The organism is Natronoarchaeum mannanilyticum (assembly GCF_039522665.1).
In the GTDB taxonomy this organism is placed as follows: Archaea; Halobacteriota; Halobacteria; order Halobacteriales; family Natronoarchaeaceae; genus Natronoarchaeum; species Natronoarchaeum mannanilyticum.
On the sequence record NZ_BAAADV010000001.1, the window covers coordinates 1288436 to 1315407 of the forward strand.

Sequence of the window (26972 nt, forward strand, 5' to 3'; positions counted from 1 at the left end):
CCCGGGCGAGCGTGAGTATGTCCCAGGGGTAGTTGGCGTCCGCCCAGAGCCCCGAGGTTCGGACGGCCTGCACCGTTTCGCCGCGGTCGACGGCCGTCTGCAGCCCGCCGGGGAGCGTCAGACTGCCGTTCTCGGTCCCGGACGACTGGAGCGCGTCGAAGATCGACCGCTCGAACGCGTAGACGCCGGCGTTGAGGTGGTATCGCCCCTCGTCGTCGGGCTGTTCGGCGAAATCGACCGCGCGGCCGTCCTCGATCGCGACGCCGCCGTACCGGTGGACCTCGCCGCGGTCGAGCGCCGCCAGCGTCGCGGAGGCGTCCGGCGCGTCGCGGTGGGCGTCGAGCACTTCCCGGACGATCCGCGGCGCGACGATCTGGTCGCCGTTGACGACCAGCATCGAGTCGTCGACGACCGATTCCGCCTGCAGCAGCGCGTGGCCGCTACCGAGCTGGGAGTCCTGCGAGACGTAGCTGACGTCGGCGCCGTCGTGGGTCGAGCCGACGTGGTCCTGGACGCGGGATTCCTTGTAGCCGACGACGATCACGATGTCGTCGATGCCGACGGCGGTCAGCGTGTCGAGAACGTGGTCGAGAATCGGCGTCGGACCCGCGGGGAGCAGCGGTTTCGGCCGATTTCGCGTGAGCGGCCGGAGGCGCTTGCCCTCGCCGGCGGCAAGCACGACGGCCGTAGGTGATGCCATGATGTGGTATCGTTCCGCTCTGCAGCACCTTAACGTTGCGTTTCCCCAACAATTTTCGACTCGGCTCGGATCGCACCTGTTTTGAGGAGGCTTTGCAAACGGACGGTCATGGATCTCCACGAACTGCTTATCGCCCTGCTCGCCGGCGCCCTCCAGGGTGTCCTGGAGTGGCTCCCGGTGTCCAGCCAGGGCAACCTCTCGCTGTTTCTGACTGCGGTGGGCACCTCGCCCGAGATCGCGATCCAGCTCTCGCTGTTCCTCCAGGTCGGCACGACGCTGTCCGCCGCGATCTACTACCGCGAGGACATCGCCGAGGCGCTCGGCGACGCGCCGGGCTGGCGCCCGCGGACGGCGTTTGAGCGGCCGAACGCCGAGCTGTCGTTCGTCGTTCTGGCGACCGCCGTGACGGGCGTCGTCGGCATCCCGCTGTACGCCACGCTGCTCGACGCCGCGAGCGAGCTCGCCGGCGGCGCGTTCGTCGCGCTGATCGGAATTTTGCTCGTGCTCACGGGCCTGCTCCAGCAGACCAGCGAGTCGGTCGGTCTCGGGAACCGGGACCTGCCGGACTGGATCGACGCGGTCCTCGTCGGCGCGCTCCAGGGGTTGGCGGTGCTCCCCGGCGTCTCCCGGTCGGGCACGACCGCCAGCGGGCTGCTCGTCCGCGGCCACGACGGGCCCTCGGCGTTCCGGCTCTCCTTTCTCATGTCGATCCCCGCGGGGCTGGGCGCCGCGGCGCTGACGATGGCCGACGCCGGCGGGCTACCCGGCGTGTCGGCCGGATCGGCCGCGGTGTCGCTGGTCGTCAGCGTCGTCGTGGGGTACGCCGCGATCGACGCCCTGCTGCGGATCGTCGAGCGCGTCCCGTTCTGGGCGGTCTGTTACGGGCTGGGCGGGCTGGCGATCGTCGGCGGCGCGCTGGTGACGGTGGCCTGAGTATCGACGTCGGCGACGACGCCGAGTGTTCTACGTCCTCTGCTACTGCGTGGCGTGTGCGAGTTTCTGTGGCGTCGCGTTCTCGCCTCCGCTCTGTCGGGACTCGTCTTCGTCCGCGTCCTCGGCGCTCACGACCGGGAACTCGATCTCGTCGAGGACGAGCCGGAACTCCTTCCGGCGCTGCCCGCCGGGCGACGGAACCATCGTCGTCTCGACGGCGCCGACCTCCACGAGTCGGTTGAGTCGCCGATACACCGTCGGCCGGGAGGTGCCAGCGCTCTCCGCGATCTCGCGGGCGGGCGCCGATTCCTCGCCCAGCGCGGCCAGGATTTCCTCGGTGTACTCCTCGGCCAGCACCGCCAGCAGCTCGTCGACGTCGATCGTTCGCTCGGTGCCGCTCGATACGTTCTCTGACGCTCGGCCGGATCGCGGCGCGCAATCGTTCTCTGCCATCGGTACGTCGTCGTACTGCACGGCCGGCCGTGTAGTGTACCGCTACTATTCGCAAGCCGCTCCGGCATCCCACTCTAGCTATGCAGAGTCGAAACGAGGCGCGCCAGAGAGCGTCTCAATCGGCCGCTTCGACCGCGATCCCGTCGCTGCCGACGCCGAGCCGCACGCGATCGACGGCGACCCGGTACTGCTGTCGGTGGTGCCCGTCGGCCCGTACACTGATCGAACTGCGGACGAGCCCCGCCGATTCGAGGCTGTCGAGGCGCCGATACACGGTCGCGCGAGAACTGTCTATGCGTTCGACCAGATCGCTCGCGGGGAGCGGTTCCTCGTCGAGCGCGTCCAGCACGCGTCGGGCGTGATCGTCGCTCAGCAGCTCCAGCGCCGCCTCGGCGTCGATCGTCGTCTCGTCGCTCTCGAACGGACCGCCGCGTCGGCCCGTCGGTCGTACCGATCGGGACGGCTCTGATTTCGACATCGGTATCCGTCGATTGGACGCCGTCCTCCCTGTACTGCGGCGCTACTATGCCCGACCGCGTCCCCGCCCCACTCTAGCTATCGGCACACCGGAGCGAGAGCTCGCGTCCCGCTCGCGGGGGGATATTAGTACGGTGGCGGCCTACCGACCGGTAGCATGGGTGACGCGATGCGCGTAGGGGAGCCCCGGGTCCTGATGGTCGACGACGAGAAGAAGGTGGCCGACGCGTACGCGCTCCGGCTGGAGGGCGTCGCCGACGTGACCGTCGCCTACGGCGGCGAGGAGGCGCTCGAACTCGTCGCCGACCCGCCGGCGCCCGACGTCGTCCTGCTCGACCGGCACATGCCCGGCCTCTCGGGCGACGAGGTGCTCGATCGCATCCGAGAGCGCGACGTCGCGACGCGAGTCGTCATGGTGACGGCGATCGATCCCGGGCTGGACATCGTCGAGATGCCGTTCGACGACTACCTCTCGAAGCCGGTCGAGCGCGAGGATCTCCGCGCCGCGGTCGACCAGCAGTGCCGGGTGCTCGCGTACGAACTGCTGGGCGAGTACTTCCGTCTGGAGTCGACCCGGGCGGTCGTGGACGCCGAACTCCCGGCCGACGAGATCGAGAACGACGATCGGCTCGCAGAGATCGAGGCTCGGCGATCGACCGTCGAGGAGCGGGTTCTGCGGTTGCTCCCCGAGGCCGAGGAACTGCTGTCGGAGTTCTCGGGCATCGACCGCGGGCGACACTGACGCCGAGTCGCGGGCCGCAGGCGAGGTCGACGCCGAGTCGCGGGCCGCAGGCGCTACCGACGCCGACCTACGAGTCGTCGCTCGCCCGCTCCTCCCGGTCGCCGGACGCTGCGGTCGGTTCCGCGTCGTCCTCGAAAAACGCAGCGACGAGTTTCTGCTCGGCCCGCCGGAGGTGATACAGCATCGTCGAGCCGGCGATGTCGAGCGTTTCGGCGACCTCCGCGGAGGTGCTCCCGCGGGGCGACGCGAAGTAGTCCGACAGGTGGGCGGTCCGCAGCACCGTCCGCTGCCTGTCGGTCAACTGCTCGTCGAGGCCGTTTTGAAACGCCTCGACCGGCTCGGGCGTTCGTGTCGCCTCCTCCTTGGCGACGAGGTGCGTCTCCTCGACCGCGGCGTCGACCGCCTCGACCAGCCGCCGAACGTCCCCGTCGGCCGGGACTTCGGCGACGAGCCGTCCCGACTCGGCGTCGTACTCGCCGCCCTTGACCGTCGCGCCCCACGCAGAGAGCGCGGTCACCGGCGTCTCCCCGACGACGGTCGCCTGCAGGAGCGGTTCACCATCCGACCGGATCTGTCGCACGTCGGCGACCGCTTCGTGGTCCGCCAGCGATCTCTCTCCCTCCTCGATCGGGCCGCCGGCGGCGAGATAGCAGACGACGGCGCCGTCGCCGCGCGGGACCGCGCCGTCGAGCGACAGGCCGCGGTCGGCTTCGCGCGCGGCCTCGACGAACGGGATCGTCTCGTCGCGGGCCTCGACGGTGACCTCCGTGACCGTGTCGGCGACCAGCTGGTCCTCCTGCCGTCCGGCCTTGATCGCGAACCCGGCGACGCTCCCCAGGGTTTCGAGGCCGACCCGCTCCTGTTCGCTAAAGCCGTCTTCCCGGCCAGAGTACACCGTCACGACGCCGTAGACCGTTCCCTGGTACGCCAGCGGGACCGCCAGACACGACTGGAGCCCGCCGCCGAACGCCGCTCGCCGGACGTCGCGAGGGACGGCGTCGTCCTCGGCGATCGCCTCGACGAGTTGCGTTTCGCCCGACGCGACGGCCACCTGGCCGGGCAGGCTCTTCTCGCCACCCAGGCTTTCCTCGATCCGCTCGCGCAGGTCGTCGGCGTCGCCCGCCGCGGCGAGCATCCGGAGGCGCTCTCGCGGGAACTCCCGGTCGCCGACCCAGGCGAACCGGTAGAGGTCGGTCCCGCCCAGGCGCTCGCAGACCGTCCGGGCGACGTCCGAGCGGTCCGACACGCCGATGACCTGCTGCAACACGGTCGCGACGAGCGAGTTGATCCGCTGGACCCGGTCGAGCTGCTGGTCGAGCCGGTCGACGGCCTGCTCGACGTCCTTGCGCGGCGTCCGGTCCCGGACGTACACGAGCGCGCCGTCGTCGACGCGGACGTCAACCGCGAGCCACCGCTCGATCGGCGGGTAGTACTCCTCGAACGACGCGGGCGCCGGGGACGCGCCCTCGAACGCCTCCCGCAGGGTTCCGGCCGCCGACTTCGGGAAGCTCTCCTCGATGGCCGTCCCGCGCAGCGCGCCCCGATCGGTCTCCAGCAGCTCCGCCGCGGCGTCGTTGGCGTCGACGACGACGCCGTCGCTCGTCGTCTCGACGACCCCGATCGGTGCCCGTCGTAGTCGTTCGTCCATCGCGTCCGCGTCGGCGTCGTCCGTTCGGTCAGTCATTCTGGATCGGTCGAAACTCGAATCTGGCGCCGCCGCGAGATCCCTCGGTGAGCGAGACGGTCCAGTCGTGCGCGCGGGCGATCCGCTCGACGATCGTCAGTCCGAGGCCGGTTCCGCTGCCCGTCTCACTCGACGAGTAGCCGGCCTCGAACACTCGATCGCGCTCGTCGGCCGGGATCCCCGGCCCGTCGTCGGCGACGAAGAACCCACCGTCGACGTTTCCGACCCGGACGTGGACCGGCTCGTCGCCGTTCGAGTCGGCCGTCTCCCGATTATCTGTCGAGCCGTGCTCGATCGCATTTCGGAACAGGTTCTCGAACAGCCGCTGGAGCCTGTCGGGGTCGGCGTCGATCCTCGGGAGCTCGTCGTCCGCGTCGAGCGACGCGGTGCCCGTGTCGACGGTCGCCCAGGCGTCGGCCGCCACGTCGCCGATCGCGACGTTCTCGGTCACGTCGAGCGCGCGCTCGCCGCGGGCCAGCGTCAGTGCGTCCTGGATGATCCGCTCCATCCGATCGTGCGATTCTTTCACCTGATCGAAATGTTCCTCGTCGCCGGTTTCGCGAGCCGCCCGGAGGTGGGCGTTCGCCACGTCGAGCGGGTTCCGCAGGTCGTGGGTGATGACGCTCGTGACGCTGCCGTGCTCGACGCCGTCGACGCGCGTCGGCGACAGTTCGGTGACGAGGATCTGCCCCTCAGTTCTATCGCTACCATCTGCACCCTCGAAACTTCGAAGCCGAACCGGACGTCGCTCGGCCGCGGCGTCGCCGCCCGGTCGGACGCCGATCTCGACGTCGATCGCGTCGCCGTCGGCGAGCGCGGAACAGGCGTCCGCGACGGTCGCCTCGTCGACCGCGCCGTTGCCCAGTAGCCACTCGCGGAGGCTCGTCCCGATCGAGGTCGCGTCGAACGAGGCGTTCGTGGCGTCGTTCGTCGCCGCGATTCTCGCGGTTCCGTCCGCGACCTCGTAGCCGACGACCGGCGCCGGAATCGCGTCGACCGCGACGGTGTCGAGGGCGTCCGACGACGCGTCGTTTCCGTGGTCAGGCACGGTGATCACCGTCTCCCGGCCCCGGTTCCGGGGCGATCGGGGCGGTCCGCACGACGCGTCGCGTCGACCGCCCGGAACGCGTCGGCCGTCCGAACCGCGATCCGGCGGACTGCTGTCGTGGTCATGTTCTTTCGGTTGTGGTCCCGCACCCAAAGCCACACACCCTAGTAATACCGAAACCCCGCGTGAAAGCGTTTCGACTGTTCGACACGACGCCGCTCCTCCCCCGTCGCCCCGTTCGTCGGCGGCGGCCGCCGCACGGTGTTTCTTGCAGCGAAACTCGGCGGTGGCCTTATCCCCGAACCGTCCGAACCCGCGGCCATGACGGCCATCTCCGCCGACGGACTCTCGAAGCGGTACGCGACGGTCACGGCGCTGGACCGGGTCAGCCTCTCGGTCGAGGAAGGAGAGATCTTCGGCTTTCTCGGCCCGAACGGCGCCGGCAAGTCGACGTTCATCAACATTCTGCTCGACTTCGCGCGGCCCACCGACGGGTCGGCCGCGCTGTTCGGCAACGACTGCCAGGCCGAGGGCGTCGCGGCCCGCGGGCGCGTCGGCGTGCTGCCCGAGGGGTACTCGGTGTTCGACCGGCTCACCGGCCGCCAGCACGTCGAGTACGCGGTCCGGTCGAAGGACGCCGACGACGAGCCGGTCGAGATCCTCGATCGCGTCGGCATCCTGGACGCGGCCGAACGCCAGGCCAGCGACTACTCCAAGGGGATGAAACAGCGCCTCGTGCTGGGGATGGCGCTGGTCGGCGAGCCCGACCTACTGATCCTCGACGAGCCGACGACCGGGCTCGATCCCAACGGCGCCGCCGAGATCCGGTCGATCCTCCGCGAGGAGCGCGATCGCGGCGCGGCGATCTTCTTTTCGAGCCACATCCTCGAACAGGTCGAAGCGATCTGCGACCGCGTCGCCATCCTGCAGGACGGCGAGCTCGTCGCCGTCGACACGATCGACGGACTCCGACAGTCGATCGGCGGCGGCACCAAGCTCCTGATCGACGTCGACGAACTGGGCGACGAGACGACCGAGGCGGTCCGGGGCGTCGACGGCGTCGAGACCGTGACGATCCGAGACGACTCGACGCTGGAAGTGACTTGCACGAACGACGCCAAGATGGACGTCGTGGTCGAACTCCAGCGCCTCGGCGCCGACGTCGTGAACTTCCGGACCGAGGAGGCGTCGCTCGAAGACATGTTCGTCGCCTACACCGGGGGCGGTCGAGAATGAGCTGGCGGGTCATCGCCCGGACGGACGGCGCGCTGGCCGCCGAGCCGCGGTCGACCCACCTGCTGCTCGGGCTGCCGGCCGCGACGATTCTCGCGGCGGCGTACCTCTACCCGGTGCTGGGCGCCGACCCGATCACGACTGCCCGATTTACCGGGTTCGTCGACGGCTGGCTCGCGACCGTCGTCCCGCTCGCCGGCGTCCTGCTGGGCTACGACGCCGTCGTGAGCGAGCGCGAGTCCGGCGCGCTGTTGCTCTCGCTGTCGCTGCCCCACGGCCGGGACGACCTCGTGCTGGGGAAGGTCGCCAGCCGCGTCGGGCTGTTGAGCGGCGCCGTCGTCGCCGCGATGGTCGTCGGCGCGGGACTGGTCGTCTACCCGTTCGGCAGCCTCGCTCCGGTGCGGTTCTGCGGCTTCGTCGCGGCGACCGTCGCGTTCGGCGCGCTCTGGACCAACCTCGGCATCGCGGCGTCGCTCGCGACGTCGACCAAGCAGCGCGCGTTCGCGCTGGCGTTCGGGCTGTTTGCCCTGTTCGTGCTGGCCTGGGACGGCATCGCCGGCGGCCTCCGATACGGGCTGAACCGGGCCGGCCTCGTCGACGGCGCCCTGCCCGCCCCCGTCCGGTTCGTCTTCGATCTCGACCCCGGAATCGCGTTCCAGCGCGTGACGGCGGGTTTTCTCGACCCGAGCGCGAGCGTCGAGGGCCCCTGGTACCTCGGCGAGTGGGTCGCGCTCGCCGTCTTCCTCGTCTGGCTGATCGCGCCGATCGCGCTCTCCTACCGCCGCTTCGCGGGGAGTGATCTCTCGTGAGCTGGCGCACCGTCGCGCGCAAGGACGTTCGCGACGCCGGGCGATCGCGGACGCTCTGGGCGCTGTTCGGGCTCCTGTCGATCCTCTTCGTCGGCTACGCCGCCGCGTACGCCTACGTCGGCGACGACACGTTCGTCGGGTTCCTCGGCGGCGTCGTCGGAATCGTCGACGCCGCCGTTCCGATCCTCGGAATCTTGCTGGGCTATCGGTCGATCTCGGACGACCGGGCGGACGGGAGCCTGCTGCTCTCGATGTCGCTCCCGCAGTCTCGCGGCGAGTTGCTCGTCGGGACCGCGCTGGGCCGGACGGTCGTGTTGCTGGTGCCGACGCTGTTCGGGCTGTCGATCGCCGGCGCGTACGCGGCCCTGCGGTACGGGACCGAGGGTGCCCTCGCGTACCCGCTGTTCCTGCTCGCGACCGCCCTCTACGGCGCGTCGTTCGTCGCGGTCGGCGTCGCGCTGTCGGCGTCGACGATCGTCGACCGCCAGATCACGTACGGCGCGGTCGGCGCGTACCTGCTACCGGTCGTTCTGTGGGGCACGCTCGTCTCGTTCGTCGTGGCCTTCCTTCACCGATTCAACGCCAGCCTCGGCACGCCCGACTGGGCGCTGTTCCTCCAGTTGGTTGCTCCCGGCGAAGCGTACGCGCGCCTCCTGCGCGCGGGCTTCGACGTGAACCTGGCGAGCCGATACGTGGGCGATGGAACGCCGGCGTTCGTCGACTGGTGGGCCGCGCTGGCGCTGCTCGGCGTCTGGATCGTCGCGCCGCTGGCGATCGGCTACCGTCGGTTCGAGAGCGGGGATCTGTGACCGAAACGGTTTGTCGGGCGATTCGATGCGTGCACCGGACGCCGGAGCGTCGATCCGACGGCGACGCGGGGACCGCCGCGCTCATTACAGTCGGATGTCAAGAACGACAAAGAGGAACTGATCGATGTCGATCGTCGGAACGGTCGTAGCCGTCGCCCTCGACGTCGTAGCCGCGGCGCTGCTGGGCTCGACGACCTGGATCGCGTTTCGGTCCCGCGACCGACCCAGCGCGCCGCCGTTCATCGCGATCCTGGCGCTGCTGACGCTGCTGGGCGTGCTCTCGGTGCTGGCGGAGTTCCCCGGCACGTCGGCGGTTCCGCTGCTCCCGGCGATCGTCGACTTCGGCCAGTTCGGCGTCGCACTCGTCGTCCCTGGGGTGTGGGTCGTGTACGCGCTCGGCTACACCGGTCGCGGCACCGGGCTGACGCGTTTGCGCATCGCCATGTTTCTGGGGATTGCGGTCCCGATCGTCCTGAGCGCCGCCGTCCTCGCCGCCTCGCCCCCCAGATCCGTCATCGAAGCGATGCTCGCGTCGCTTCTCGGCACGGAGATCATGTTCCTGCTGGGGCTGTACCTGTACGGCGCGTATCTCCTGATCAGGCACGGCTGGAGCCACGCCCGCATCTCGAAGCTGCAGATCGCGGTCGTGCTCGCCGCCGTCACCGCGCCGTACTTCTTCGGCGGAGAGGGATCCAGCGGTCCGATCGCGGACGGCGTGACCGTCGGCCTGCTGGTCTCCGGCGGACTGTTCGCCGTCGCGGTGCGGCGCTACCCGGTGATGACCGGGTTCCCCAAGGCCGACTACGTCGCCCGGACGCGGGTCGTCGAGGCGCTCCGCGAGGCGGTCGTCGTGCTCGACTGGGAGGGTCACGTGCTCGACGCCAACGCGACGACCGGCGAGCTGTTCGACCGCTCCCCGGCGTCGATGATCGGCGAGCCGATCCACTCGATCGTCGACGGGCTGGAAGGGACCGATCTCTCGGCGGGCGCCGCGGGGACGGTCACTCTCCAGACGACGAAGGGGCGCCGACGATTCCAGTTCAGCGTCTCGGCGGTCGGCGACGCCGACGCCGGGGCCGGTGCCGAAGTCGACGGCGATCCTGACGCCGAAGCCGCCGGCGGCGCCGGCGCCGAAGCCAATGTCGACGGCGGCTCCGACGCCGAAGGCGGGGCCGATCCCGTCGCCCGGACCGTGCTGTTGCGGGACGTGACCGACCGCCGGACGCGCGAGCAGCGCCTCTCGGTGCTCAACCGCGTCCTCCGGCACAACGTCCGGAACGAGCTCGACGTCGTCCTCGCGTACGCAGACCGCATCGACGACGCGGACGTTCGCGAGGGGATCCGCGAGAGCGCGACCGACCTCGTCGAGCTCAGCGACAAGGCCCGCGAAGCCGAGGACGTGATGACCGCCAGCGCGAGTTCGCCGGAACCGGTCGACCTCGCGGCCGTCGCGCAGGACGTCGTGGAGGAATTCCGCGCCGAGGACGCCGACGCCGAAATCGCGCTCACCTGCCCGGACGAACTGGTCGTCTCGTCGCACCGCTCGGTCGTCCGGCAGGTGCTGTCGGAACTCGTCGACAACGCGATCGAACACGCCGACCGATCGTCACCCGGTATCGAGGTGACCGTTCGGGCGGGCCCCGACGGCGCCGCCGAACTCGTCGTCGCGGACGACGGACCGGGGATTCCGAGCCGGGAGCGGAAGATCCTGGACGCCGGCCCGGAAACCCAGCTCGAACACGGCAGCGGCATCGGGCTCTGGTTCGTCAGCTGGGCCGTCACGCAACTGGGCGGCGAGCTCTCGTTTCGCGAGAACGATCCCACGGGCAGCGTCGTGACCGTCCGACTCTACGACGCCGAGTACGACGCTTGACATCCTCCCCGCGCTAAAGCGCAAAGATTCCTCCGTTGGGGTTCGGCTACCGACCCACGGAGGCAACTTGCGGGTTTGTGCGCACTTCTTTGGGACTTTCATGAGGGTATGATTTCCCCGACCACTCGTGGTCGTCCCACTCGAATCGCACGGGCCGTGCCATCGGCCTGACTTCCGTATCGCTGTTTTCTCGAAGAAACGTCTCTGACGCTGTGAGGTCGGCGTGTCCCTCGAATCCGCATGGACACGTCAGCGTATCTCCGTGGCGAACCGTCGCGTCATGGTCGCCACATTCGGGACACGTCTGACTCGTCCACGCTTCCGACTTGACTTCGAGAGAGATGCCGTATTCCTCACAGACGCACGCGAGACGGTGGATGAACTTCTTGAACGCCCAGAAGTTGTGCGTCTTCTCGTTCACCCTGACCGACCAGTGCGTTTCCAGCACGTCGGTCAAGTTGCCCACGTACACCGTCGCCACTCCCTCGTCGTACAGCCGTTCAACGAGGTCGCGTACCAGCGCGTTCTGTGCGTGGTCACGGCGTTTCGTTCGCTGTCGGTACAGCCGTCGAATCCGCTTGGAACTGTAGCGTCCCTCTCGGAGTTTCGACTGTAGGCGGGCGATTTCGTCGGTCGTCTCACGGAACCGTTCGAACAACTCCTGTCCGTCGTAGAGGTACTGGGAACCAGTAGTCGTGGAACAGGCAACGAGATTGTTTGCGCCAACGTCGAGGGCGGCTTCGTGCGAAGCCAGTGGTGAATCCAGTCGAGAATCATCGACGGTGACTGGTTGGAAACCCTGAACGTGTCGCTCATTTCGTCGTACTCGAGTTCCAGCCGACCCTGTTTGCCGTCCCACTTCGGGTTGCCTCGGACTTCGAGGCGGAGTCGTTCGTAGTAGCCGAGTCCGTATTCGTCTTTCAGTTCTTGCCCAACCGGAATTTCGAGACGGCTACGCTTGCCCCATTGAATCGTGTACTGGTTGTTGCGGATGTAGGTACGGAGTTCGCGTCCATCTTCCTCATTCCCCCAGTACGACGGTGGGTTGGGATCCTTGCCTTTCTCCTTGAGGGCGAAGAACGACCGCCACGCTTCGCTGTTCTTGCGCGTGACCTGTTGGATGGTTGCGCTACCGACGACGCCGTTGTAGCGCCCTCGGTACTCGGAAGTGTCCCACACGTCGCTGTCACCGAAGTAGTTCTGACGACGTTCGTAGGTCAGTTCGTTCCACAGGGATGCGGAGGCGTCGAGTAGCCGTAGAAGGCACTCTTTGTCGTTCTCGGTCTGTGGCACGACATCGAAGGTGTTGACGCGCTTCATGCGTCTTCACCCTCTTGTTCAGCGATGTAGCGTTCGATAGCGCCTTTCGATACACTCCCCGCCGTACCGACGTAGTACGAACGAGCCCACTTCACGCGGTCGTCGTACCGCTGGTTGTACTTGCGGGCGGAGATACCTTTGACCCAGTTGACGATGAGTGATGGGGCGTTCTTGGGCGGACTCCCGATGAACAGGTGTACGTGGTCGGACATGACCTCGGACTCGGCCAGTTCGAGGCCCTTGTCTTCACAGATTTCCGCGAAGATGGTCTCGAGACGTTCCTTCGTCTTCCCCGCCAGGTACGAACGCCGATACTTCGGCACGAATACTATATGGTAGTAGAGTTCGTATTTCGCGTGACGGGTACTCTTTACCATCTATGTATACTATCACAGTCAGATGGATTAAATATTGTGTTGGAACCCTGTCTATGCCATCGTCGGCGGTTGAATACTGTTGGTCGGCTTCATCCCCGTCCTCGAAAAGCGTAGCTTTTCGGTTGCAGCGAAAGCTTCGCTCTCGCCATGCCCCTGAAGGGCGAGGCTTTCGCCTCGAATTTTCCGTAACTCGCCGAAAAAGAGGTGCCGCGAGTAGATCCATGTCAGTTTGGCGGTGTCGGGTCCGCGTCGCGGCGACGCGCGGAGCGAGGGAATACCGTGCTACCAGTCCTCGGTCTGAACACCTCCCTCGTTGCGGGCGTCGGTGATGATCTTGTACACGTGGATCGGAACGACCACGATGCCCAACAGTAGGTAGTTGAGCGTCAGCAGGTTGATCACCGCCAGCTTCGTCCGGCCGACGTAGTAGTACGCGGCCGGCGAGAGCACGAGCGCCAGCAGGATCGCCACGGGTACGGACTTGTCCGCGATCGCCCCTGCGTCGCGTCCGGTGTCGTCAGCGGGGGAACTATCCGTCGCCATCGATATCAGTGGGATTGACCGAGCGGCGCCGGTAGAGCGCGTAACCGAGTGCGGTCGTGACCGCAACGATGCTCGCAATCCTCGTCTTGCTCACCTCCACGTCGCAACGATGGGTCGGTGTCCAAATAGGTCCCGAGGAAGGCTCTCAGCGTCGGAAACACCCGTCATCGCCGCTTTTCGAGCATCAACTGCGCCGGTGTGTTTCCCGTCCAGAGACCAGTCCCGTCCGTTTACTGTCGTCCGGGGCCGAGTGTCGGATAGGCTACCCATGACCGCCCGGATACCCCACGATGACGCACAGCCCTCCAGACGATCGTTTCTCGCCGCGAGCGGCACAGCGGTGCTGGCGGCATCGGCCGGCTGTACGGCCGTCGTGGACTTCATCGGCGATCGCCTGCTCGAAGAGGTCAACGTGTTCAACGAAACCAACCGCCGAGTCGGCGGTTCGATCACCGTCGTAGATCCCGCGGGAGACACTGTGCTCGACGAGACGTTCGATCTCGCCGCCTCGGACGACGAGGACGGATCGGGCTCCGGGAATGAATCGAGCTCAGAGGACGAGCAGTCGACCGCGGTGTACGACGACGTGTGGACCGAGTCGGGTTCGTACGAGGTGACCGTGGAGCTACCGGACACCGAGATCGACGGGCAATCGCAGGCCAGCGGGACGGTGACGATCGACGACACCGACGAGGAGATGCTCGCCGTCGCGCTCGGTTCCGGGGAAGTGGACGAACCGATCGGCTTCCGCGTCGGCGAGAGCCTCTCGGACTTCGCGGACTGAGGCTTCGTGCTCGATCGAGACCCGTAGCGAGCACTCTCCGGGTGTTTCTGGTCCGGAAACGCTGCGTCCCGATTGATCCCCGTCGGCCCGCAATCCCGAACCGGAATGGTTCCCCGCACGACGCGACGACGGTACCTCAGTGGACTAGCGATCGCGGCCAGCGCCTCCCTCGGCGGCTGTCTCGGTGACGCCCTAGAGGACGGCGATTCGGACGACGGTGACGGCTCCGGAAACGAGTCCGGCGGCGACGAGCGAGCCTCGGACGGCGACGCCGACGACGCCGCGGCGTCCGGCTCGCCCGCGGAGACCCTCCGGCAGTACGTCGCGACCAGCGCCGAGACCGACGACCCGGCCGAGGTCGGCGCGTACTTCCACCCGATCCACCCGTTTCACCCGGACAACCTCGACGACGATGCCGAGGCGTGGCTGCTGCGGGACGATCCGGTGTCGGAGATCGAGACCGAGACCGCCGATCGAGACGTGACGCCCGACGCAGTTCTTTCGGCGCCGGTTCTGCAAGCAGCGGACGTCGGCCGCGACGCGGTCGTCGACGCGCTCGACGGAGAGCGGACGGCCGTCGTCGACGTGACGATAACCGACGAGAGCGGCGCGACGACCGAGTTCAGCGCCGCGACCGTGACGGCCGACGGCGAGTGGTCGATCCTCGCCCAGGCGATCGGCGCGAGCGACGGCGACAGCGAGTCGAGCGACGAGTCCGACGAGCCGGCGCCGTTCGAGGCGCGCGTCGTCGACGAGGTCGCGTTCTTCCCCGACGAGGACCGCGCGCGCGTTCACTTCGTCGACTCGCCGGCGGCCGACAGCGTCACCGCCGCGGCGGAGAACGCCTTCTCTTCCCGGTCGTCGAGCACGCCCGAGACGATCACCTACTTCGACCTCTCGCTCGATCCCGAGGGCGACGAAGTGCTCGTGACCGCGACGGTCGACGGCGAGACGCGGCCCGTCCACCGCGAGCAGTACCCGCCGTCAGATCGAGCCGTCGACGAGGTAATCTTCGACGAGCAGTCCGACAACGCGCTGTTCGACGCGACCGCCCGCGTCGAGTTCACGGGCGAGCAGACCGGCGACCGAATCGCCGTCGAGTCGACGGTCCGGGGCGACGAGGCCTCGATCGAACCCGCCGGGAACGCGACGCATCTCACCGTCGGCGTCGATCCGGAGGGCGACGAGGTCGTCGTGACGCTGACCGAGGGCGACGAGACCGAGGAACTCCACCGCGAGCGATACTACGCATGACCGTCTGCCGGCCCGGCGGGTCGTTCGACGCCTCGAGAGCGGCCTCCGGCGACGTCTCGCTATCGCCACTCGACGCCGCGAACGCCCTCGCCGAACGACCGCGACGCCGGCCGACAAACAGCTATATGTTAGGAAACCATAACTTGCGCATATGACTCGGATCGGCCCCCTCCCCGTCGAATTGGACGAGACGTGGCAGTACGCCCTCCTCGGCGGACTGGCCTCGATTCCGTTTACCGCGTTCGGCTACTGGCAGACGGGGTCCGAGATGTCGATCGCACCGGTCTTTTTCGGCGGGATCCTCGCCGGATTCCTGGCCGAGCGCCGGACCGGAACGAACAGCGGCGTCGGCGTCCGGACCGGCCTCGTCGGCGGGCTTCCGGCGGTCTGGTTGCTCGTCGACCTCCTCGCCGTGTCGTCCGGTCTGGCCGGCCCGTCGTGGTTCGTCGCGAGCGGACTCGTCCTCCTGATCGGATCAGTGGCCGTGTTCGGCGCGCTGGCGTTCGGCCTCTCAGCGCTCGTCGGCATCGTCGGCGCGCGGGTCGGGAGCTGGCTCGCCGGTCTCGGCGGTCGCGGTCGTCCGTCCAAGGCTACCGCATAGCCGCTGGGGAGGTGACCCCGTATTCGCGCTTTCACAAGAACTAATCGTGCGGTGAGCGTGTCTCGGACCGAAGAATGTCTCGACCGACCGCTACGCCGCCTTCTCCCCGGGGAGTCCCGGTGTTGGGTAATACGATCGCGTTCGCCAGCGACCCGTTCGGCTTCGTCCGGCGGTCCGTCGAGTCTACGGGGGACGTGTTTCGGATGCGACTGCTCGGGCGGGACGTCTACGTCGTGGGCGATCCCGACCACGTCGAGACGGTCCTGCTGAACCGCGAGGCGTTCGCGAAACTCGAGGACTTCGAGGTGGCCTTCGGCGACACGCTCCTGTCCGTCGAGGGCGAGCAGTGGCGCCGCCAGCGCCACGCGATGGAGGGCTTTTTCGATCCGACGCGCATCGCCGAGTTCGCGGAGACGATGGTCGACGTCGCCGAGTCCCACGTCGACGACTGGTCGTCCGGACGCGAGATCGGGGTCGACGACGAGATGCGGTCAATCGCACTTCGCAACCTGTTCGAGGTAGTGCTGGGTCACTCCCTGTCCGCGACCGAACGGGACGACCTCGCCGCGGACGCACACGCGCTCAACAACTGGTTCAAACCCACGTCGTGGGTGCTGCCCTACTGGGTTCCGACGCCGGCACGTCGCGAGTTTCGCCGCGGCTCCGATCGGTTGCGAGACTGGGCGCGGTCACTGCTCGACGACGCTCAGGACGGTCCGGACGAGGAGAGTCTGCTGGCGACGCTGGCTACCCTTCAGGACGACCCCGATTCCGAGTTCGATCGAGCCGAAGTCCTCGACCAGGTCGTCGGGATGATCTTCGCCGGCCACGAGACGACCGCCCTCGCGATGACGTACGCCCTCCACCAGATCGCCGCTCATCCCGACATTGCCGATCGATTTCACGCAGAACTCGACGACGTTATCGACGGCCGGCCGTCGTTCGCCGACCTCCGGGAGCTGGAGTACGCCGAACGGGTGATCGACGAGGCGCTCCGGCTCTACCCGCCGGTCCACGCGATCCCGCGTGAGACGACCGAACGCGTCGACCTCGGCGAGTACGAGATTCCGGGCGGCGAGCAGGTGTTGCTCTCGGTGTGGAGCATCCACCGCGACTCGCGGTTCTACGACGAGCCGCTCGCGTTCGATCCGAGCCGGTGGGAAGATACGTCTCCGCGGGAGCGTGGCTACGAGTTCGTGCCGTTCGGCGCCGGGCCCCGGATCTGCATCGGGCGCCACTTCGCCCGCCTCGAGATGAAGGCCACCCTCGCGGCGATCGGGCGACGCTACCGTCTCGACGCCGACGACGAGATCGACGTCACGCCGCAGATGACGACCCAACCCGCAGGGCCCGTCAACGTTCGCGTCACCGACCGTAATTGATCGGGGCCGCTGTAGTCTGCGGGTGCTGTGAATGTACACTCCGCGCACGGCGCTTTCCGGGATCTCGACCGGGCTCAGAGCCGCTCGGCGTCCGTCGCAGTCCCCCGGGTCCGTCCCTCTCGAGTGCGGTCGTTACGATACGCGAACCCGGCGAGAACGAGGCCGGCCAGGACGAGTCCGCCGATTGACTCGGGCCACGTGTGGGCGCCCGCCAGCGGCCGCGCGACGACCATTCCGAGCGCAACGACGAGCGCCGGGGCGAACCGGCGATCCAGAAACGCAAGATAGCCGGCGGGTACCGCGGCGTACAGTACGTGACTCGAAACGTCCCAGAACGGCGTGACGAGGAGATGCGGGACGGTCGCGGCGACCAACAGGAGCGAAAACTCTGGTACGCGTCGGCCCCACTGTTGTACCCGCCAGACGCCCCAGATGAGCGTGATGCCGACGCCGAGGCCCAGACTCCCAGTGAAGTCCGGTCCCCACGACGGAACGGTTCCGAAGAGCGACGGCGCGCCCTCGTAGATCGCGAACGCGACGGCCCAGCCCAGCGCGACGACGCCGACGCGCGGGCCGAAGTCTCGAAGTTCGGGGTCTCTCGCCGACCGAACCTCGTAGACGAGGACGGCGATCGTACAGAGCAGGACGAAGTACTCCGGCGTGAACGCCTCCGAGTAAGTGCGTGCGATAGTCTCTACCATTTGCACGTCGCTATTCGCATCCATAGTATGGAAATTTCGGTTTCCGACGGTATCTGCGGAGTTTCGGAGCGCGACGCCGGGAGAGCCGCGATGCGCTGCCGATACACGGGCGCGCGAGCTTTATACCGCTAAGACGACTACTTGTACCGTGAACTCGGCAGCTTCGGCGGGACTCTACCACGCGCCCCGCACCGACGTCTCCCAGAACCAGGGGAAGTTCCGGATCCACCTCAACTTCCCCGGGCGGAACCACCCGGACCACGAGGACCACGGCTACGGCCCGCTCGCGACCGTCGTCGAGTCGTTCATGGATCCCGACACGCTGATCTCGATGCACCCCCACCAGAACGAGGAGATCATCTCCTGGGTGCCCGCGGGCGTGATGCGCCACGACGACCGGCAGGGCAACGAGCTGGTCACCGATTCCGAGCACCTGATGGTGATGAACGCCGGCAGCGGCTTCTGGCACGAGGAGCGCACGCTCGCGGACGATCCGCCGCTGCGGATGCTCCAGATCTTCGTCCGCCCGCACAGCCTCGATCTCCAGCCTGGCATCCAGCACGGCGCGATCGACGACCCGGTCGCCAACGAGTGGCGCCATCTCTTCGGCCCCGAGGGATCGGACGCGCCGTTCTACGTGCGAAACGACGTCAACTTCTACGACGCGCGCCTCGAAGAAGGTGCCAGCGTCGCACTCCCCGAGATCGACGGGTGGGACGCGTACTTCTACGTGTCCGAGGGCGCGGTCGAAGCGAACGGCGTCGCCTTCGACCGGACCGAAAGCGGGCTGGTCGTCGGCGACGAGGACCCGACGATCACCGCGCGAGAAGAGTCGGTGCTCGTCGCGTTCCTCGTCGATCCGGACGCGCCGGTCACGCGGCAGGGAACGATCGGTCGGTGAAAACGGTCGATTCGTTCGTCTTCGCCCGGCGCTAGTCGTAGTAGCTCAGGCGCTCGACGACTTCGCCGAAGGCGACGTTCTCCCGTACGGTCGCCATCTCGACGCTGACGCGCTCGCCCGTCTCGGTGTCGGGGACGATGACGACGTACCCTCGCTCGACGCGGGCGATGCCGTCGCCCTGTTCGCCGATGTCCTCGATCTCCACGTCGCGGACCTCGCCCTCCTCGACGGGCGGGCCCGACGGATCGTGTTCGCGGCTCGATTTCGGCGTCGCTGATTGCTGCTCCTCGTCGTCGTTCGATCCGCTCGTCTGGGGAAGCAACGCCACGCGGTAGTTCTCCCCGTTCCGGACCTCGCCCAGTTCGAGCTCCCGCTCGGGAATCTCGACGACGTACCGCCCGTCCTGTTCTTCGATATTACCTGAGAACAAACAGAGTAACTGTTCGGAAATCTTCATTCGTTGAGCCTCTTTTTGCGGCTTTGGTGCGAGCGACAATGAATCCTCGTGTCTGTAGAAGCGGCGGCTGATACTCTCGTGACACGAACCTCCAACGGTTCTCACTCGACGCCGTCGCCGTGTCCGGTCCGATACTGCGCCTCCGGCGTCGTCGGTCGCCTCGAATCGTCCGCGAACTCGTCGGCCGGCCGTCAGGGCTTCACGAGCACTTTGATCGCCTCGCGTTCGTCCATCGCGCGATACCCCTCCGGGACGCCGTCGAGGTCGACGGTCTCGGTGAAGATCGGCGACGGGTCGAGCGTCCCCTGAACCACGTCGGCCAGTAGCTCCTCGGCGTAATCGCGGACCGGCGCGACGCCGCCGCGCAGCGCGACGTTGTCCGAGAACATCGAGAACACGTCCAGACCCTCCTCGTCGACGCCGTAGGGAACGCCGACGTAGCCGACCGTGCCGCCGGGGCGAGCGGCCGCGATGGCGGTGTTCATCGCCGACGCCGCGCCGACGCACTCCATCACGTGGTTCGCGCCGCCGTAGGTCAGTTCGCGGATGCGATCGACGGCGTCCTCGCCGCGCTCGGTCACCGTCTCCGTCGCGCCGAACTCCGTCGCGAGCTCGAGGCGATCCTCGTGGTGGCCCACCGCGACGATGCGCTCGGCGCCCAGACGCTGTGCGGCGAGCACGCCGCACAGCCCGACCGCGCCGTCGCCGACGACGACCGCGGTGTCGCCCTCGCTCACGCCGGCGCTCACGGCGGCGTGGTGGCCCGTCCCCATCACGTCGGTCAGCGGAAGGAGGGCTTCGAGCGTGTCCTCGTCGTCGGCGTACCGGTCGGGAACCCGGACGAGTGTGCCGTCCGCGAACGGACATTTGACGTACTCGCCCTGGGCGCCGCCGTTGTCGCCGCTCCAGGACTCGTCCTCGACGCAGGAGGTGTACAGTCCCTTCCGGCAGAACTCGCACTCGCCACAGCTGATCGCGAACGGCGCGAGCACTCTGTCGCCGGGCGCGACGGACGTCACGTCGTCACCGACCGCCTCGACGATCCCCATCGGTTCGTGGCCGACGCGCGACCCCGGCTCGGGATCCTTGTCGCCCCGGTAGAACCAGAGATCGGAGCCACAGATCGCGGTGTGGGTCACGCGAATGACGGCGTCGGTCGGCGACTCGATGTCGGGTTTGGGAACGTCCTCGATTGCGATGTCGCCGGGCCCGCGGTAGATCGCTGCGCGCATACTCCCGACTGGGCGCGGCGGGAGAAAAAACGATGCGATCGCGGCACTCTCGGGGTGTCGTGTGTGGTCGGTGTATTCTCGGAGCGGGCGGTGGTCCTGGATCGCAGCGTCGCCGTTCTCTCTGATCGTGCCGGACCAGGCGTCAGTTGAGTCGTACGCGCCCTCGAAACGTGTTCTTTGGAGCAGGATCTACTCAGGAGTTCAGCACGAGCGGCTCGTACCACTCGCGGTTGTCTTGATACCAGTCGATGAACTGCGCGACGCCCTCGCGGATGTCGACGGTCGGCTCGTAGCCCAGCAGCTCGTTGGCCTTCGAGACGTCGGCGTGGGTGTGTTCGGCGTCGCCCGTGCGGGCCTCGTCGTACTCGAGTTCGAGCTCCGGTGCGAGTTCGTCGCGGACCACTCCCGCGAGCGTCTGAATATCGATGTTGTCCGTGCTGCCGACGTTCATGATCTCGCCGTCTGCGCTGTCGTCGGTCAGGAGTTGCTCGTTCACGCGGACGATGTCGTCGATGTACGTGAAGTCCCGCGTCTGTTCGCCGTCGCCGTAGATCACCGGCGGCTTCCCGTTGAGACACCGCGAGACGAAGTTCGTCATCGCCATGTTCGGGCGCATCCGGGGGCCGTAGACCGTGAAGTAGCGCAGCGAGACGGTCGAAAGGTCGTAGAGTTCGCTGTAGACCCGAGCGTACTGCTCGGCCGCGAGCTTCGAGACGCCGTAAGGACTGACCGGATTCGTCGGGTGGTCCTCGTCGTAGGGGAGGTACTCCGGCTTGCCGTACACCGAGGAGGAACTCGCGAGCACGACGCGCTCGACGTCGCTATCGCGCGCGGCGTCGAGGACGTTCAGCGTCCCGTCGACGTTGACCTCGTGGGGCTTGCGGGGGTTATCGACGCTCGTCCGGACACCGGCCTGCGCGGCCTGGTGGTACACGACGTCGGCGTCGGACACCAGTTCCGTGACCGTGTCCTGATTGGTGACGCTACCGTTGACGAACTCGTACGTCGCGTCGGCGTTTTCGGCGGCTTCTTCGGCCGCTTCGACGTTGTGCTGTTTGATCCCGGTATCGTAGTAGGGATCGAGGTTGTCAAGAACGGTGACGTCGTGGCCTGCACCGGCGAAGCTCTCGGCGAGGTGGCCGCCGATGAAGCCCGCGCCGCCCGTGACGAGAATCTGCATACCTGAGTGTGTAGAACGCGATAGAAAAGGATGTCGTCACGGGACGGTGACGTGATAGTCTGTTATAGATAGTGCTTGGCCGTCGCTCGAAGCCCCTCCTCGAACGACCAATTCGGTTCCCATCCAAGTGATCGAATCTTTGCCGTGTTGAGCGAGTATCGCTGGTCGTGTCCCGGCCGATCCTCCACAAACTCGATCTGGTCCGTATCTCCACCTGCAACCGAGAGAATCTTTTCCGTTACTTCAAGATTCGTTAGCTCGTCACCGCTTCCGATGTTGTATACTTCCCCTGATTCGCCTTCCCCGAGCACCGTTTCGACTGCACGGCAGTTATCCTCCACATAGAGCCATTCACGGACATTCGATCCGTCACCGTACACCGGAAGTTGGTCGCCAGCAGCAGCGCGAGTAAGGAACTTTGGAATGAGCTTTTCGCGATGCTGGCGCGGGCCGTAGTTGTTCGAAGATCGCGTCACAACGACGGGGAGTCCGTGGGTCGTGTGATAACTCAGGGCCAGTAGGTCAGCACTCGCCTTCGTCGCGGAGTATGGATTTCGTGGCGTGAGGCTGTCCTCCTCGGAGAAGCTCCCCGACTCGATTGTTCCGTACACCTCGTCGGTCGAGATCTGAACGAACTTTTCGATATCGTGGTCTAAGGCGCCGTCGAGTAACACTCGAGTCCCTTCGACGTTCGTCGAGACGAATGGCTCGGCGTCGTCGATCGACCTGTCGACGTGAGACTCAGCAGCGAAGTTCACGACGGCGTCGACGTCGATGAGTAGATCATCGATCAGGTTCGAATCGCGGATATCCCCTTCGACGAATTCGTGGCGATCGTGGTCAAGTACGCCAGATATATTGTTGGTCGATCCGGCGTAGGTGAGTGCGTCGACGGTCGTGATGGAGTGATCGGTCTGTTCGAGCAAGTAGTGGACGAAGTTCGAGCCGATGAAGCCCGCACCACCAGTGACGAGTACGTGCATTAGTGGGTTTGGTGTCTCGTCAGTTACTTACTCTTGTCTATCTCAGCAGACGGTATGGACGTACTCGTCGTCGGCGCCAGTGGGTTACTCGGTGGGAATGTCGTAACAGTTGCTCAGGAACGGGGATGGTCAGTCGCGGGGACGTATCACTCGGATCCCCCTGCGTTTGACTGTCCGCTCTACGAACTCGACGTTCGTTCCTCTGCGGAGTGCGAGAACGTACTCGAGGAAACCAGTCCGGACGCGGTTATCAACTGTGCCGCAGCTACGGACGTTGACGACTGTGAAAACAACCCGGGACTGGCCACCAACGTCAATGCCGAAGGTGCCGGTACTGTGGCGGAGCTGGCTGCGGAGACCGATACAGCGCTCCTTCACACGTCGACTGACTACGTCTTCGACGGTACTCGTTCTTCCCCGTACCCCGAGACGGCTTCGACGAATCCGATTCAGGTCTATGGTACTTCAAAATTAGAGGGCGAAAGAGCCGTTCAGCAGGCACACGATACGGCGATCGTGGCTCGACTCTCGTTCGTCTACGGCCGGACCCAGCCCGAGGGTGAGCTATCCGGTTTCCCGGCCTGGGTTCGCGAAACCGCAAAGGGTGGAGAGACAGTGCCGTTGTTCACTGACCAGCGCATCACTCCCTCGCAGGCCGGGACGACCGCACGGACGCTGCTCGATTTACTCGATCACGACGCGAAAGGAACGTTCAACGTCGCAAGCCGATCCTGCGTTACTCCCTATGAGTTTGGGGAGGCGCTCCTCGAGGAATTCGGCGAATTGACTGACCTTCTCGAGGAAAGTTCGGTCGAAGACATCGACCGCGACGCTGATCGACCGAAGTACACCTGTCTAGATACCTCGAAAGTCGAATCGGCGCTCGGTCGTCCGCAACCGACGCTGGACGAAGACTTCGCAGCGCTCTTTTAGAGCCGGTACTGATCGCGGTTTTCGAGGAAGAACTCGCGATCTTCCTCCGGGAGCTCCTCGAAACGAAGGACGGTTTCGCAGTATTTACCCGGGCATTTCATCACGCGGTTGTCCTCCAACTCGTTTGCAGCGACGACGGTTCGACATTCCGGGCACTCGTGGGTTATTATTTTCATCGTTAGAGTTTGAGCTGCGAGTTCTCGCCGACGACCAGTCGCCGTCCCTCGGGGAGCAACTCCTCCGCGCTTTCCAGCGACGCGCCGCGGCCGATCAGACTATCGATGATCCGACCGTTGGTCGTGATCGTCGCGTCACCGACCACCACGCTGTTTTCCAGATGTGCGTTCTCGACGACGGAGTCAGATCCGATCGAGGAGTACGGTCCGACGTAGGTTTCGGATCGGATCGTGGTGTTGTCGGCGATCGAGACGGGACCGCGGACGACGGCCCCGGACTCGATGGTCGCCGACTCGGCGAGATCGACGCGCCCGCTGACGTCGGCGTCGGCGGCGACCTGGCCGTCGAGCGACGCCGGTTCTTCCTCGAGCACCAGTTGGTTGGCCTCCAGCACGTCCTCCGGTTTCCCCGTGTCTTTCCACCATCCTTCGACGATCTGGGAGTCGATGGCAGCGCCGTCGTCGAGCATCGTCTGGATCGCGTCCGTGATCTCGAGTTCGCCCCGCCACGACGGTTCGATGCGTTCGATTGCGTCGAACACCCGCGGCGAGAACACATAGATGCCGATCAATGCTTGATCCGAAGGCGGGTCGTCCGGTTTCTCGACGAGCTGCGTGACCGTGCCGTCGTCGTCGACGGCGGCGATGCCGAACTGCTGTGGATTGTCGACGCGCTGGAGCGCGATCCCGGCGTCGTACTCTCCGTCACGGAAACTGTTGACGACGCTTTCGATGCCCTGTTTGAGCATGTTGTCGCCCAAGTATACGACGAAGTCGTCGTCGCCGACAAACGAATTGGCGCAGCCGACCGCGTGGGCGAGGCCGAGCGGACGGCCCTGCACGATGTACGTGATCTCGACGCCGAAGTCGCTGCCGTTGCCGAGGAACTCCTGGATCTCGTCGCGACCCTTGTTGCCGAGGATGATCCCGATTTCGGTGATCCCGGCCTCTCGGAGGTCTTCGATCGCGTACTGGATCACCGGCTTGTTTGCGACGGGGACGAGTTGCTTGGGGCCAGTGTGGGTGATCGGGCGGAGGCGCGAGCCGGTCCCGCCGGCTAGTAGAACACCCTTCATCCGTGGACCTCCGCGTCCCAGTCGAGCGGGATTTCGTCAGTGTCCGGAGGCAGGCGCTCCTCGTCGGGATCCTCGTAGTCGTAGAGGTTGGTCGGGAAGTTGATCAGTAGCGCCTGCTCGTCACCGATGACTTTGAACCCGTGCCAGCACGCGCCCGGAATTCGGACGACCTGCTGGTTGTGCTCGCCGATGATGAACGTGTTTAGCTCTCCCTGTGTGGGTGAGTCCTCCCGATCGTCATAGATACCGACCTTGATGCGGCCCTTGGGACAGACGAAGTGGTCGATCTGTCCTCTGGTATGGCGGTGCCAGGCCCGGATTACTCCGGGATAGCTCATGGAGTAGTACGACATTGCGGGCTCCGGATTGTACTCCGACCAGTCCTCGCGGAACATCTCGACGAGATGTCCGCGCTCGTCCGCGTTTACCTGTAGATCGCGTACCTCGACGTCTTCGATCATTCTGTATCTCTGGAAGGGAAGTGTAACGTTATTAATCCTACGACCCCCTGTAGAGATTTCTCTGGCTTTGTTCCCGATGTAGTTCCACGCCTCTCATATTACACTTCATAACAACATTAATTAGATATAGATATAAGTTATTACACTATTACTACAAAGCAACTATTTGGTGGCCATGCATATTATAATATGATTTATAATATGTGCTGCGATGTGAAAACGTGTAGTACTCATTGCAGATACTTAGAAAGCTGGGTACAGAGGACATGTAACAGATCCATCCCAAATACTGACAACATACTCTATACAGGGCCACAAGAAATCTACCGGTAGCCGTGCGTGCATGGCTTCGCCGGGGAGGGAATATTCTCCTTTACTATAATATACAATTAGACACGCCTACACAATTCTACTTTCCCTGTGGTCTATTATGGCTATCCCAACCTTCAACACCGTTGTGAACCCGTATTAGGGATATGATTACATCTACGGCACTTCGTACAAACCGCCACAGGTTAGGACGAATTTGGAACCCTGATTTGCTATCTCCTCTGTGAAGTCAGTGTCCGTTTTGGTTGGTTACTCAAGTTCAGTAATCTCGACGTTGAACGTGCGTTTGGGGAGATCAAGCGTGACAGTGTCGCCCTCCTGGATCGGACGACCGTGGAAGCGCAGCGTGGAATCGGTCCGGCGCGTCGCCAGCTCGACCGTGAGTGTGACGTCCTTCTGCGTGGGGTGATCGCGCAGGTAGATGTCCCCGTCGTTGCTCTTCAGGATGACGCCTGCGGGCTGGACGTCGACGTTCTGGATCGTCGCGAGCGTCTCGTTGCGTTCCGTCTCGGTCAATCCGGGTTCCAGACTCTCCGCGAACTCGGGGCTGACGCCTTCGAGCTTCATCATCGCGGTCATCGTGATCGGCTCGCCGAATTCGACGGTGCTGCCGCGGCGGACGACCGTTCCGGTCAGGTCGTATTCGTCGGTTCGGAACGCGACGTTCGCTCCGAGACTGACCTCCCGGCTGCCGTACGTCGAAGCATCGCCGCTCTCGATCGTCGTCAGTTCGAGACCGACGAACACGCGGCGGGTGTTCTCGGAAATCGGGTAGGCGGTGACGTTTCGGACGGTTGCGACCGTCTCGCCTTTCAGTCGGTGTTGGTCGCCGACCTGGATCGCCTCGGCGGTGGCGGCGTCGAGTTCCGTCTCGATCACGCCGGGCGTCTGGTTGACTGCGAGCGATTCGCCGTCGCGATCGATGGCTATGACGTTCCCCTTGACCGAGTAGTCCGCCGTGTCGACCGTGAGCCCCTGTCCGAGCTGGAGTCGGTTTTCACCGAAGACGAATCCGTCGCCGCTCTCGGTACCGTTGAGTCGCGCGCGGACGGTCAGTCGAGTGTCCTTGTTCCCACCGTTGGCGACGGGCGTTGCGTGCACGTCCGTGATGGTGAGGTTGCTCGGCCCGTCGAGATTCATCTCGTCGCCCGTCCTGAGGCCGTCGACGATCTCGTCCGGCTGGCTGCCGAGATCGAGCGTCGCGTACCGAACGGTGGTGTTCGGCGTCGTGTCGGAGTTCGTGTCGTCAGTCGGTTCGGATCCCGCGCCGAGAACGAGGGTCGCCCCCGCGACGGCGACGGCGAGGACCACCAGCACGACGAGGGCGTCGACGACGTTGACGAGGCCGAAGAGGTCGCCGTCCTCGTCGATGATCTTCATGGTTCACCCGCGTTGTTCATAGGCGAGCACTTTTTTCGGGGGAGTAAAGCTTTTCGCGACCTGACTGTCGTTCGGACTCTTCACTGGTCCTTGAGGAACGATATCATCACAGTATCGCCAATCGTAGATTTCACGGGATG

Annotated in this window: 28 protein-coding genes and 1 pseudogene; 12 read left to right on the forward strand and 17 right to left on the reverse strand. The window is 65.7% G+C overall.

All coding sequences use genetic code 11. The features are described from left to right. Positions 1-700: nucleotidyltransferase family protein (locus ABDZ81_RS06675; RefSeq protein WP_343773127.1), on the reverse strand; the 700-nt coding region annotated here is incomplete at its 3' end. 108 nt (positions 701-808) lie between these two features. Here ABDZ81_RS06675 and ABDZ81_RS06680 point away from each other — a divergent pair. Next, positions 809-1633 (forward strand): undecaprenyl-diphosphate phosphatase, encoded by an 825-nt coding sequence (locus tag ABDZ81_RS06680; protein WP_343773128.1) that lies wholly within the window; start codon positions 809-811, stop codon positions 1631-1633. Positions 1634-1675: 42 nt separating this feature from the next. Here ABDZ81_RS06680 and ABDZ81_RS06685 read toward each other — a convergent pair whose 3' ends face one another. Beyond that, entirely contained in the window at positions 1676-2086 is a 411-nt protein-coding gene (locus ABDZ81_RS06685) for an ArsR/SmtB family transcription factor (RefSeq protein WP_343773129.1), read from the reverse strand. A gap of 115 nt (positions 2087-2201) precedes the next feature. After that, a complete protein-coding gene (locus tag ABDZ81_RS06690; protein WP_343773130.1) occupies positions 2202-2564 on the reverse strand; it encodes an ArsR/SmtB family transcription factor in 363 nt (120 codons plus the stop codon). Positions 2565-2720: 156 nt separating this feature from the next. Here ABDZ81_RS06690 and ABDZ81_RS06695 point away from each other — a divergent pair, with 156 nt between their 5' ends. Then, on the forward strand, positions 2721-3305 hold the full coding sequence (locus ABDZ81_RS06695) for a response regulator (protein WP_343773132.1): 585 nt from the start codon (positions 2721-2723) through the stop codon (positions 3303-3305). 67 nt (positions 3306-3372) lie between these two features. Here the strand turns inward: ABDZ81_RS06695 and ABDZ81_RS06700 are convergent, their stop codons facing one another. Beyond that, positions 3373-4989 (reverse strand): bacterio-opsin activator domain-containing protein, encoded by a 1617-nt coding sequence (locus tag ABDZ81_RS06700; RefSeq protein ID WP_343773133.1) that lies wholly within the window; start codon positions 4987-4989, stop codon positions 3373-3375. After that, the gene (locus ABDZ81_RS06705; RefSeq protein ID WP_343773134.1) at positions 4982-6037 is read right to left on the reverse strand and encodes a sensor histidine kinase; all 1056 of its coding nucleotides are present in this window, start codon (positions 6035-6037) and stop codon (positions 4982-4984) included. Before ABDZ81_RS06705 ends, ABDZ81_RS06700 begins: the two co-directional genes overlap by 8 nt. Positions 6038-6358: 321 nt before the next feature. On the opposite strand from ABDZ81_RS06705, the gene ABDZ81_RS06710 reads away from it, so the two are divergent. From ABDZ81_RS06710 to ABDZ81_RS06725, 4 genes are all read left to right on the forward strand, one after another. Beyond that, positions 6359-7273 carry an ABC transporter ATP-binding protein gene (locus ABDZ81_RS06710; protein WP_343773135.1) on the forward strand — a complete coding sequence of 305 codons (915 nt, stop codon included), beginning with the start codon at positions 6359-6361 and terminating at the stop codon, positions 7271-7273. Further along, complete coding sequence (locus tag ABDZ81_RS06715; RefSeq protein WP_343773136.1) at positions 7270-8079, forward strand: ABC transporter permease subunit; 810 nt, start codon at positions 7270-7272, stop codon at positions 8077-8079. Before ABDZ81_RS06710 ends, ABDZ81_RS06715 begins: the two co-directional genes overlap by 4 nt. Further along, positions 8076-8888 carry an ABC transporter permease gene (locus ABDZ81_RS06720; protein WP_343773137.1) on the forward strand — a complete coding sequence of 271 codons (813 nt, stop codon included), beginning with the start codon at positions 8076-8078 and terminating at the stop codon, positions 8886-8888. The genes ABDZ81_RS06715 and ABDZ81_RS06720 overlap by 4 nt, the downstream gene beginning before the upstream one ends. 124 nt (positions 8889-9012) lie before the next feature. Further along, on the forward strand, positions 9013-10761 hold the full coding sequence (locus tag ABDZ81_RS06725) for an ATP-binding protein (protein WP_343773138.1): 1749 nt from the start codon (positions 9013-9015) through the stop codon (positions 10759-10761). Between the two features lie 46 nt (positions 10762-10807). Here the strand turns inward: ABDZ81_RS06725 and ABDZ81_RS06730 are convergent. From ABDZ81_RS06730 to ABDZ81_RS06740, 3 genes and pseudogenes are all read right to left on the reverse strand, one after another. Continuing rightward, positions 10808-12081 (reverse strand): annotated as a pseudogene (locus ABDZ81_RS06730) (RNA-guided endonuclease InsQ/TnpB family protein). Next, on the reverse strand, positions 12078-12458 hold the full coding sequence (gene tnpA / locus ABDZ81_RS06735; protein ID WP_343773139.1) for an IS200/IS605 family transposase: 381 nt from the start codon (positions 12456-12458) through the stop codon (positions 12078-12080). The pseudogene ABDZ81_RS06730 and the gene tnpA overlap by 4 nt, the downstream one beginning before the upstream one ends. 282 nt (positions 12459-12740) lie before the next feature. After that, positions 12741-13001 (reverse strand): TM2 domain-containing protein, encoded by a 261-nt coding sequence (locus ABDZ81_RS06740; RefSeq protein WP_343773140.1) that lies wholly within the window; start codon positions 12999-13001, stop codon positions 12741-12743. A 268-nt stretch (positions 13002-13269) separates the two neighbouring features. Between ABDZ81_RS06740 and ABDZ81_RS06745 the strand changes: the two genes are divergently transcribed. The 4 genes from ABDZ81_RS06745 (at position 13270) to ABDZ81_RS06760 (ending at position 17022) form a co-directional block, all read left to right on the forward strand. Beyond that, positions 13270-13785, forward strand: a complete 516-nt coding sequence (locus ABDZ81_RS06745) for a twin-arginine translocation signal domain-containing protein (protein WP_343773141.1) — start codon at positions 13270-13272, stop codon at positions 13783-13785. A gap of 105 nt (positions 13786-13890) precedes the next feature. Then, complete coding sequence (locus tag ABDZ81_RS06750) at positions 13891-15039, forward strand: hypothetical protein (protein ID WP_343773142.1); 1149 nt, start codon at positions 13891-13893, stop codon at positions 15037-15039. Between the two features lie 151 nt (positions 15040-15190). Continuing rightward, positions 15191-15640, forward strand: a complete 450-nt coding sequence (locus tag ABDZ81_RS06755; protein ID WP_343773143.1) for a DUF5518 domain-containing protein — start codon at positions 15191-15193, stop codon at positions 15638-15640. Positions 15641-15714: 74 nt separating this feature from the next. Continuing rightward, positions 15715-17022 (forward strand): cytochrome P450, encoded by a 1308-nt coding sequence (locus ABDZ81_RS06760; protein WP_343773144.1) that lies wholly within the window; start codon positions 15715-15717, stop codon positions 17020-17022. A gap of 74 nt (positions 17023-17096) precedes the next feature. Here ABDZ81_RS06760 and ABDZ81_RS06765 read toward each other — a convergent pair whose 3' ends face one another. After that, positions 17097-17723 (reverse strand): hypothetical protein, encoded by a 627-nt coding sequence (locus tag ABDZ81_RS06765; RefSeq protein WP_343773145.1) that lies wholly within the window; start codon positions 17721-17723, stop codon positions 17097-17099. A 148-nt stretch (positions 17724-17871) separates the two neighbouring features. Here ABDZ81_RS06765 and ABDZ81_RS06770 point away from each other — a divergent pair, with 148 nt between their 5' ends. Next, positions 17872-18624, forward strand: a complete 753-nt coding sequence (locus tag ABDZ81_RS06770) for a pirin family protein (protein ID WP_343773146.1) — start codon at positions 17872-17874, stop codon at positions 18622-18624. Positions 18625-18655: 31 nt separating this feature from the next. On the opposite strand, the gene ABDZ81_RS06775 is transcribed toward ABDZ81_RS06770, so the two are convergent. From ABDZ81_RS06775 to rfbB, 4 genes are all read right to left on the reverse strand, one after another. After that, a complete protein-coding gene (locus ABDZ81_RS06775; RefSeq protein WP_343773147.1) occupies positions 18656-19081 on the reverse strand; it encodes a TRAM domain-containing protein in 426 nt (141 codons plus the stop codon). Positions 19082-19272: 191 nt separating this feature from the next. Then, entirely contained in the window at positions 19273-20313 is a 1041-nt protein-coding gene (locus ABDZ81_RS06780; protein WP_343773148.1) for a zinc-dependent alcohol dehydrogenase family protein, read from the reverse strand. 193 nt (positions 20314-20506) lie between these two features. After that, on the reverse strand, positions 20507-21493 hold the full coding sequence (locus ABDZ81_RS06785) for an SDR family oxidoreductase (protein WP_343773149.1): 987 nt from the start codon (positions 21491-21493) through the stop codon (positions 20507-20509). Positions 21494-21555: 62 nt separating this feature from the next. Further along, positions 21556-22476, reverse strand: a complete 921-nt coding sequence (gene rfbB, locus ABDZ81_RS06790) for a dTDP-glucose 4,6-dehydratase (RefSeq protein WP_343773150.1) — start codon at positions 22474-22476, stop codon at positions 21556-21558. 54 nt (positions 22477-22530) lie between these two features. Here rfbB and ABDZ81_RS06795 point away from each other — a divergent pair, with 54 nt between their 5' ends. Next, complete coding sequence (locus tag ABDZ81_RS06795; protein ID WP_343773151.1) at positions 22531-23409, forward strand: SDR family oxidoreductase; 879 nt, start codon at positions 22531-22533, stop codon at positions 23407-23409. Here ABDZ81_RS06795 and ABDZ81_RS06800 read toward each other — a convergent pair. The 4 genes from ABDZ81_RS06800 to ABDZ81_RS06815 all read right to left on the reverse strand — a co-directional run bounded on the left by ABDZ81_RS06800 (position 23406) and on the right by ABDZ81_RS06815 (position 26832). Next, positions 23406-23585, reverse strand: a complete 180-nt coding sequence (locus ABDZ81_RS06800; RefSeq protein WP_343773152.1) for a hypothetical protein — start codon at positions 23583-23585, stop codon at positions 23406-23408. The genes ABDZ81_RS06795 and ABDZ81_RS06800 overlap by 4 nt on opposite strands. Positions 23586-23587: 2 nt before the next feature. Then, positions 23588-24661, reverse strand: coding sequence for a glucose-1-phosphate thymidylyltransferase (locus tag ABDZ81_RS06805; protein WP_343773153.1), 1074 nt, complete (start codon positions 24659-24661; stop codon positions 23588-23590). Continuing rightward, the gene (locus ABDZ81_RS06810) at positions 24658-25122 is read right to left on the reverse strand and encodes a dTDP-4-dehydrorhamnose 3,5-epimerase family protein (protein WP_343773154.1); all 465 of its coding nucleotides are present in this window, start codon (positions 25120-25122) and stop codon (positions 24658-24660) included. The genes ABDZ81_RS06805 and ABDZ81_RS06810 overlap by 4 nt, the downstream gene beginning before the upstream one ends. 579 nt (positions 25123-25701) lie before the next feature. Continuing rightward, a complete protein-coding gene (locus ABDZ81_RS06815) occupies positions 25702-26832 on the reverse strand; it encodes a DUF4330 family protein (protein WP_343773155.1) in 1131 nt (376 codons plus the stop codon). Positions 26833-26972 lie beyond the last annotated feature (140 nt).

Excerpts from the sequence above, each read along its gene's own strand:
- ABDZ81_RS06680 (WP_343773128.1), top strand. The coding sequence starts at position 809 with ATGGATCTCCACGAACTGCTTATCGCCCTGCTCGCCGGCGCCCTCCAG.
- ABDZ81_RS06685 (WP_343773129.1), bottom strand. The coding sequence starts at position 2,086 with ATGGCAGAGAACGATTGCGCGCCGCGATCCGGCCGAGCGTCAGAGAAC.
- ABDZ81_RS06690 (WP_343773130.1), bottom strand. The coding sequence starts at position 2,564 with ATGTCGAAATCAGAGCCGTCCCGATCGGTACGACCGACGGGCCGACGC.
- ABDZ81_RS06695 (WP_343773132.1), top strand. The coding sequence starts at position 2,721 with ATGGGTGACGCGATGCGCGTAGGGGAGCCCCGGGTCCTGATGGTCGAC.
- ABDZ81_RS06700 (WP_343773133.1), bottom strand. The coding sequence starts at position 4,989 with ATGACTGACCGAACGGACGACGCCGACGCGGACGCGATGGACGAACGA.
- ABDZ81_RS06710 (WP_343773135.1), top strand. The coding sequence starts at position 6,359 with ATGACGGCCATCTCCGCCGACGGACTCTCGAAGCGGTACGCGACGGTC.
- ABDZ81_RS06715 (WP_343773136.1), top strand. The coding sequence starts at position 7,270 with ATGAGCTGGCGGGTCATCGCCCGGACGGACGGCGCGCTGGCCGCCGAG.
- ABDZ81_RS06725 (WP_343773138.1), top strand. The coding sequence starts at position 9,013 with ATGTCGATCGTCGGAACGGTCGTAGCCGTCGCCCTCGACGTCGTAGCC.
- tnpA (WP_343773139.1), bottom strand. The coding sequence starts at position 12,458 with ATGGTAAAGAGTACCCGTCACGCGAAATACGAACTCTACTACCATATA.
- ABDZ81_RS06740 (WP_343773140.1), bottom strand. The coding sequence starts at position 13,001 with ATGGCGACGGATAGTTCCCCCGCTGACGACACCGGACGCGACGCAGGG.
- ABDZ81_RS06745 (WP_343773141.1), top strand. The coding sequence starts at position 13,270 with ATGACCGCCCGGATACCCCACGATGACGCACAGCCCTCCAGACGATCG.
- ABDZ81_RS06750 (WP_343773142.1), top strand. The coding sequence starts at position 13,891 with ATGGTTCCCCGCACGACGCGACGACGGTACCTCAGTGGACTAGCGATC.
- ABDZ81_RS06755 (WP_343773143.1), top strand. The coding sequence starts at position 15,191 with ATGACTCGGATCGGCCCCCTCCCCGTCGAATTGGACGAGACGTGGCAG.
- ABDZ81_RS06760 (WP_343773144.1), top strand. The coding sequence starts at position 15,715 with ATGTCTCGACCGACCGCTACGCCGCCTTCTCCCCGGGGAGTCCCGGTG.
- ABDZ81_RS06765 (WP_343773145.1), bottom strand. The coding sequence starts at position 17,723 with ATGGTAGAGACTATCGCACGCACTTACTCGGAGGCGTTCACGCCGGAG.
- ABDZ81_RS06775 (WP_343773147.1), bottom strand. The coding sequence starts at position 19,081 with ATGAAGATTTCCGAACAGTTACTCTGTTTGTTCTCAGGTAATATCGAA.
- ABDZ81_RS06780 (WP_343773148.1), bottom strand. The coding sequence starts at position 20,313 with ATGCGCGCAGCGATCTACCGCGGGCCCGGCGACATCGCAATCGAGGAC.
- ABDZ81_RS06785 (WP_343773149.1), bottom strand. The coding sequence starts at position 21,493 with ATGCAGATTCTCGTCACGGGCGGCGCGGGCTTCATCGGCGGCCACCTC.
- rfbB (WP_343773150.1), bottom strand. The coding sequence starts at position 22,476 with ATGCACGTACTCGTCACTGGTGGTGCGGGCTTCATCGGCTCGAACTTC.
- ABDZ81_RS06795 (WP_343773151.1), top strand. The coding sequence starts at position 22,531 with ATGGACGTACTCGTCGTCGGCGCCAGTGGGTTACTCGGTGGGAATGTC.
- ABDZ81_RS06800 (WP_343773152.1), bottom strand. The coding sequence starts at position 23,585 with ATGAAAATAATAACCCACGAGTGCCCGGAATGTCGAACCGTCGTCGCT.
- ABDZ81_RS06805 (WP_343773153.1), bottom strand. The coding sequence starts at position 24,661 with ATGAAGGGTGTTCTACTAGCCGGCGGGACCGGCTCGCGCCTCCGCCCG.
- ABDZ81_RS06810 (WP_343773154.1), bottom strand. The coding sequence starts at position 25,122 with ATGATCGAAGACGTCGAGGTACGCGATCTACAGGTAAACGCGGACGAG.
- ABDZ81_RS06815 (WP_343773155.1), bottom strand. The coding sequence starts at position 26,832 with ATGAAGATCATCGACGAGGACGGCGACCTCTTCGGCCTCGTCAACGTC.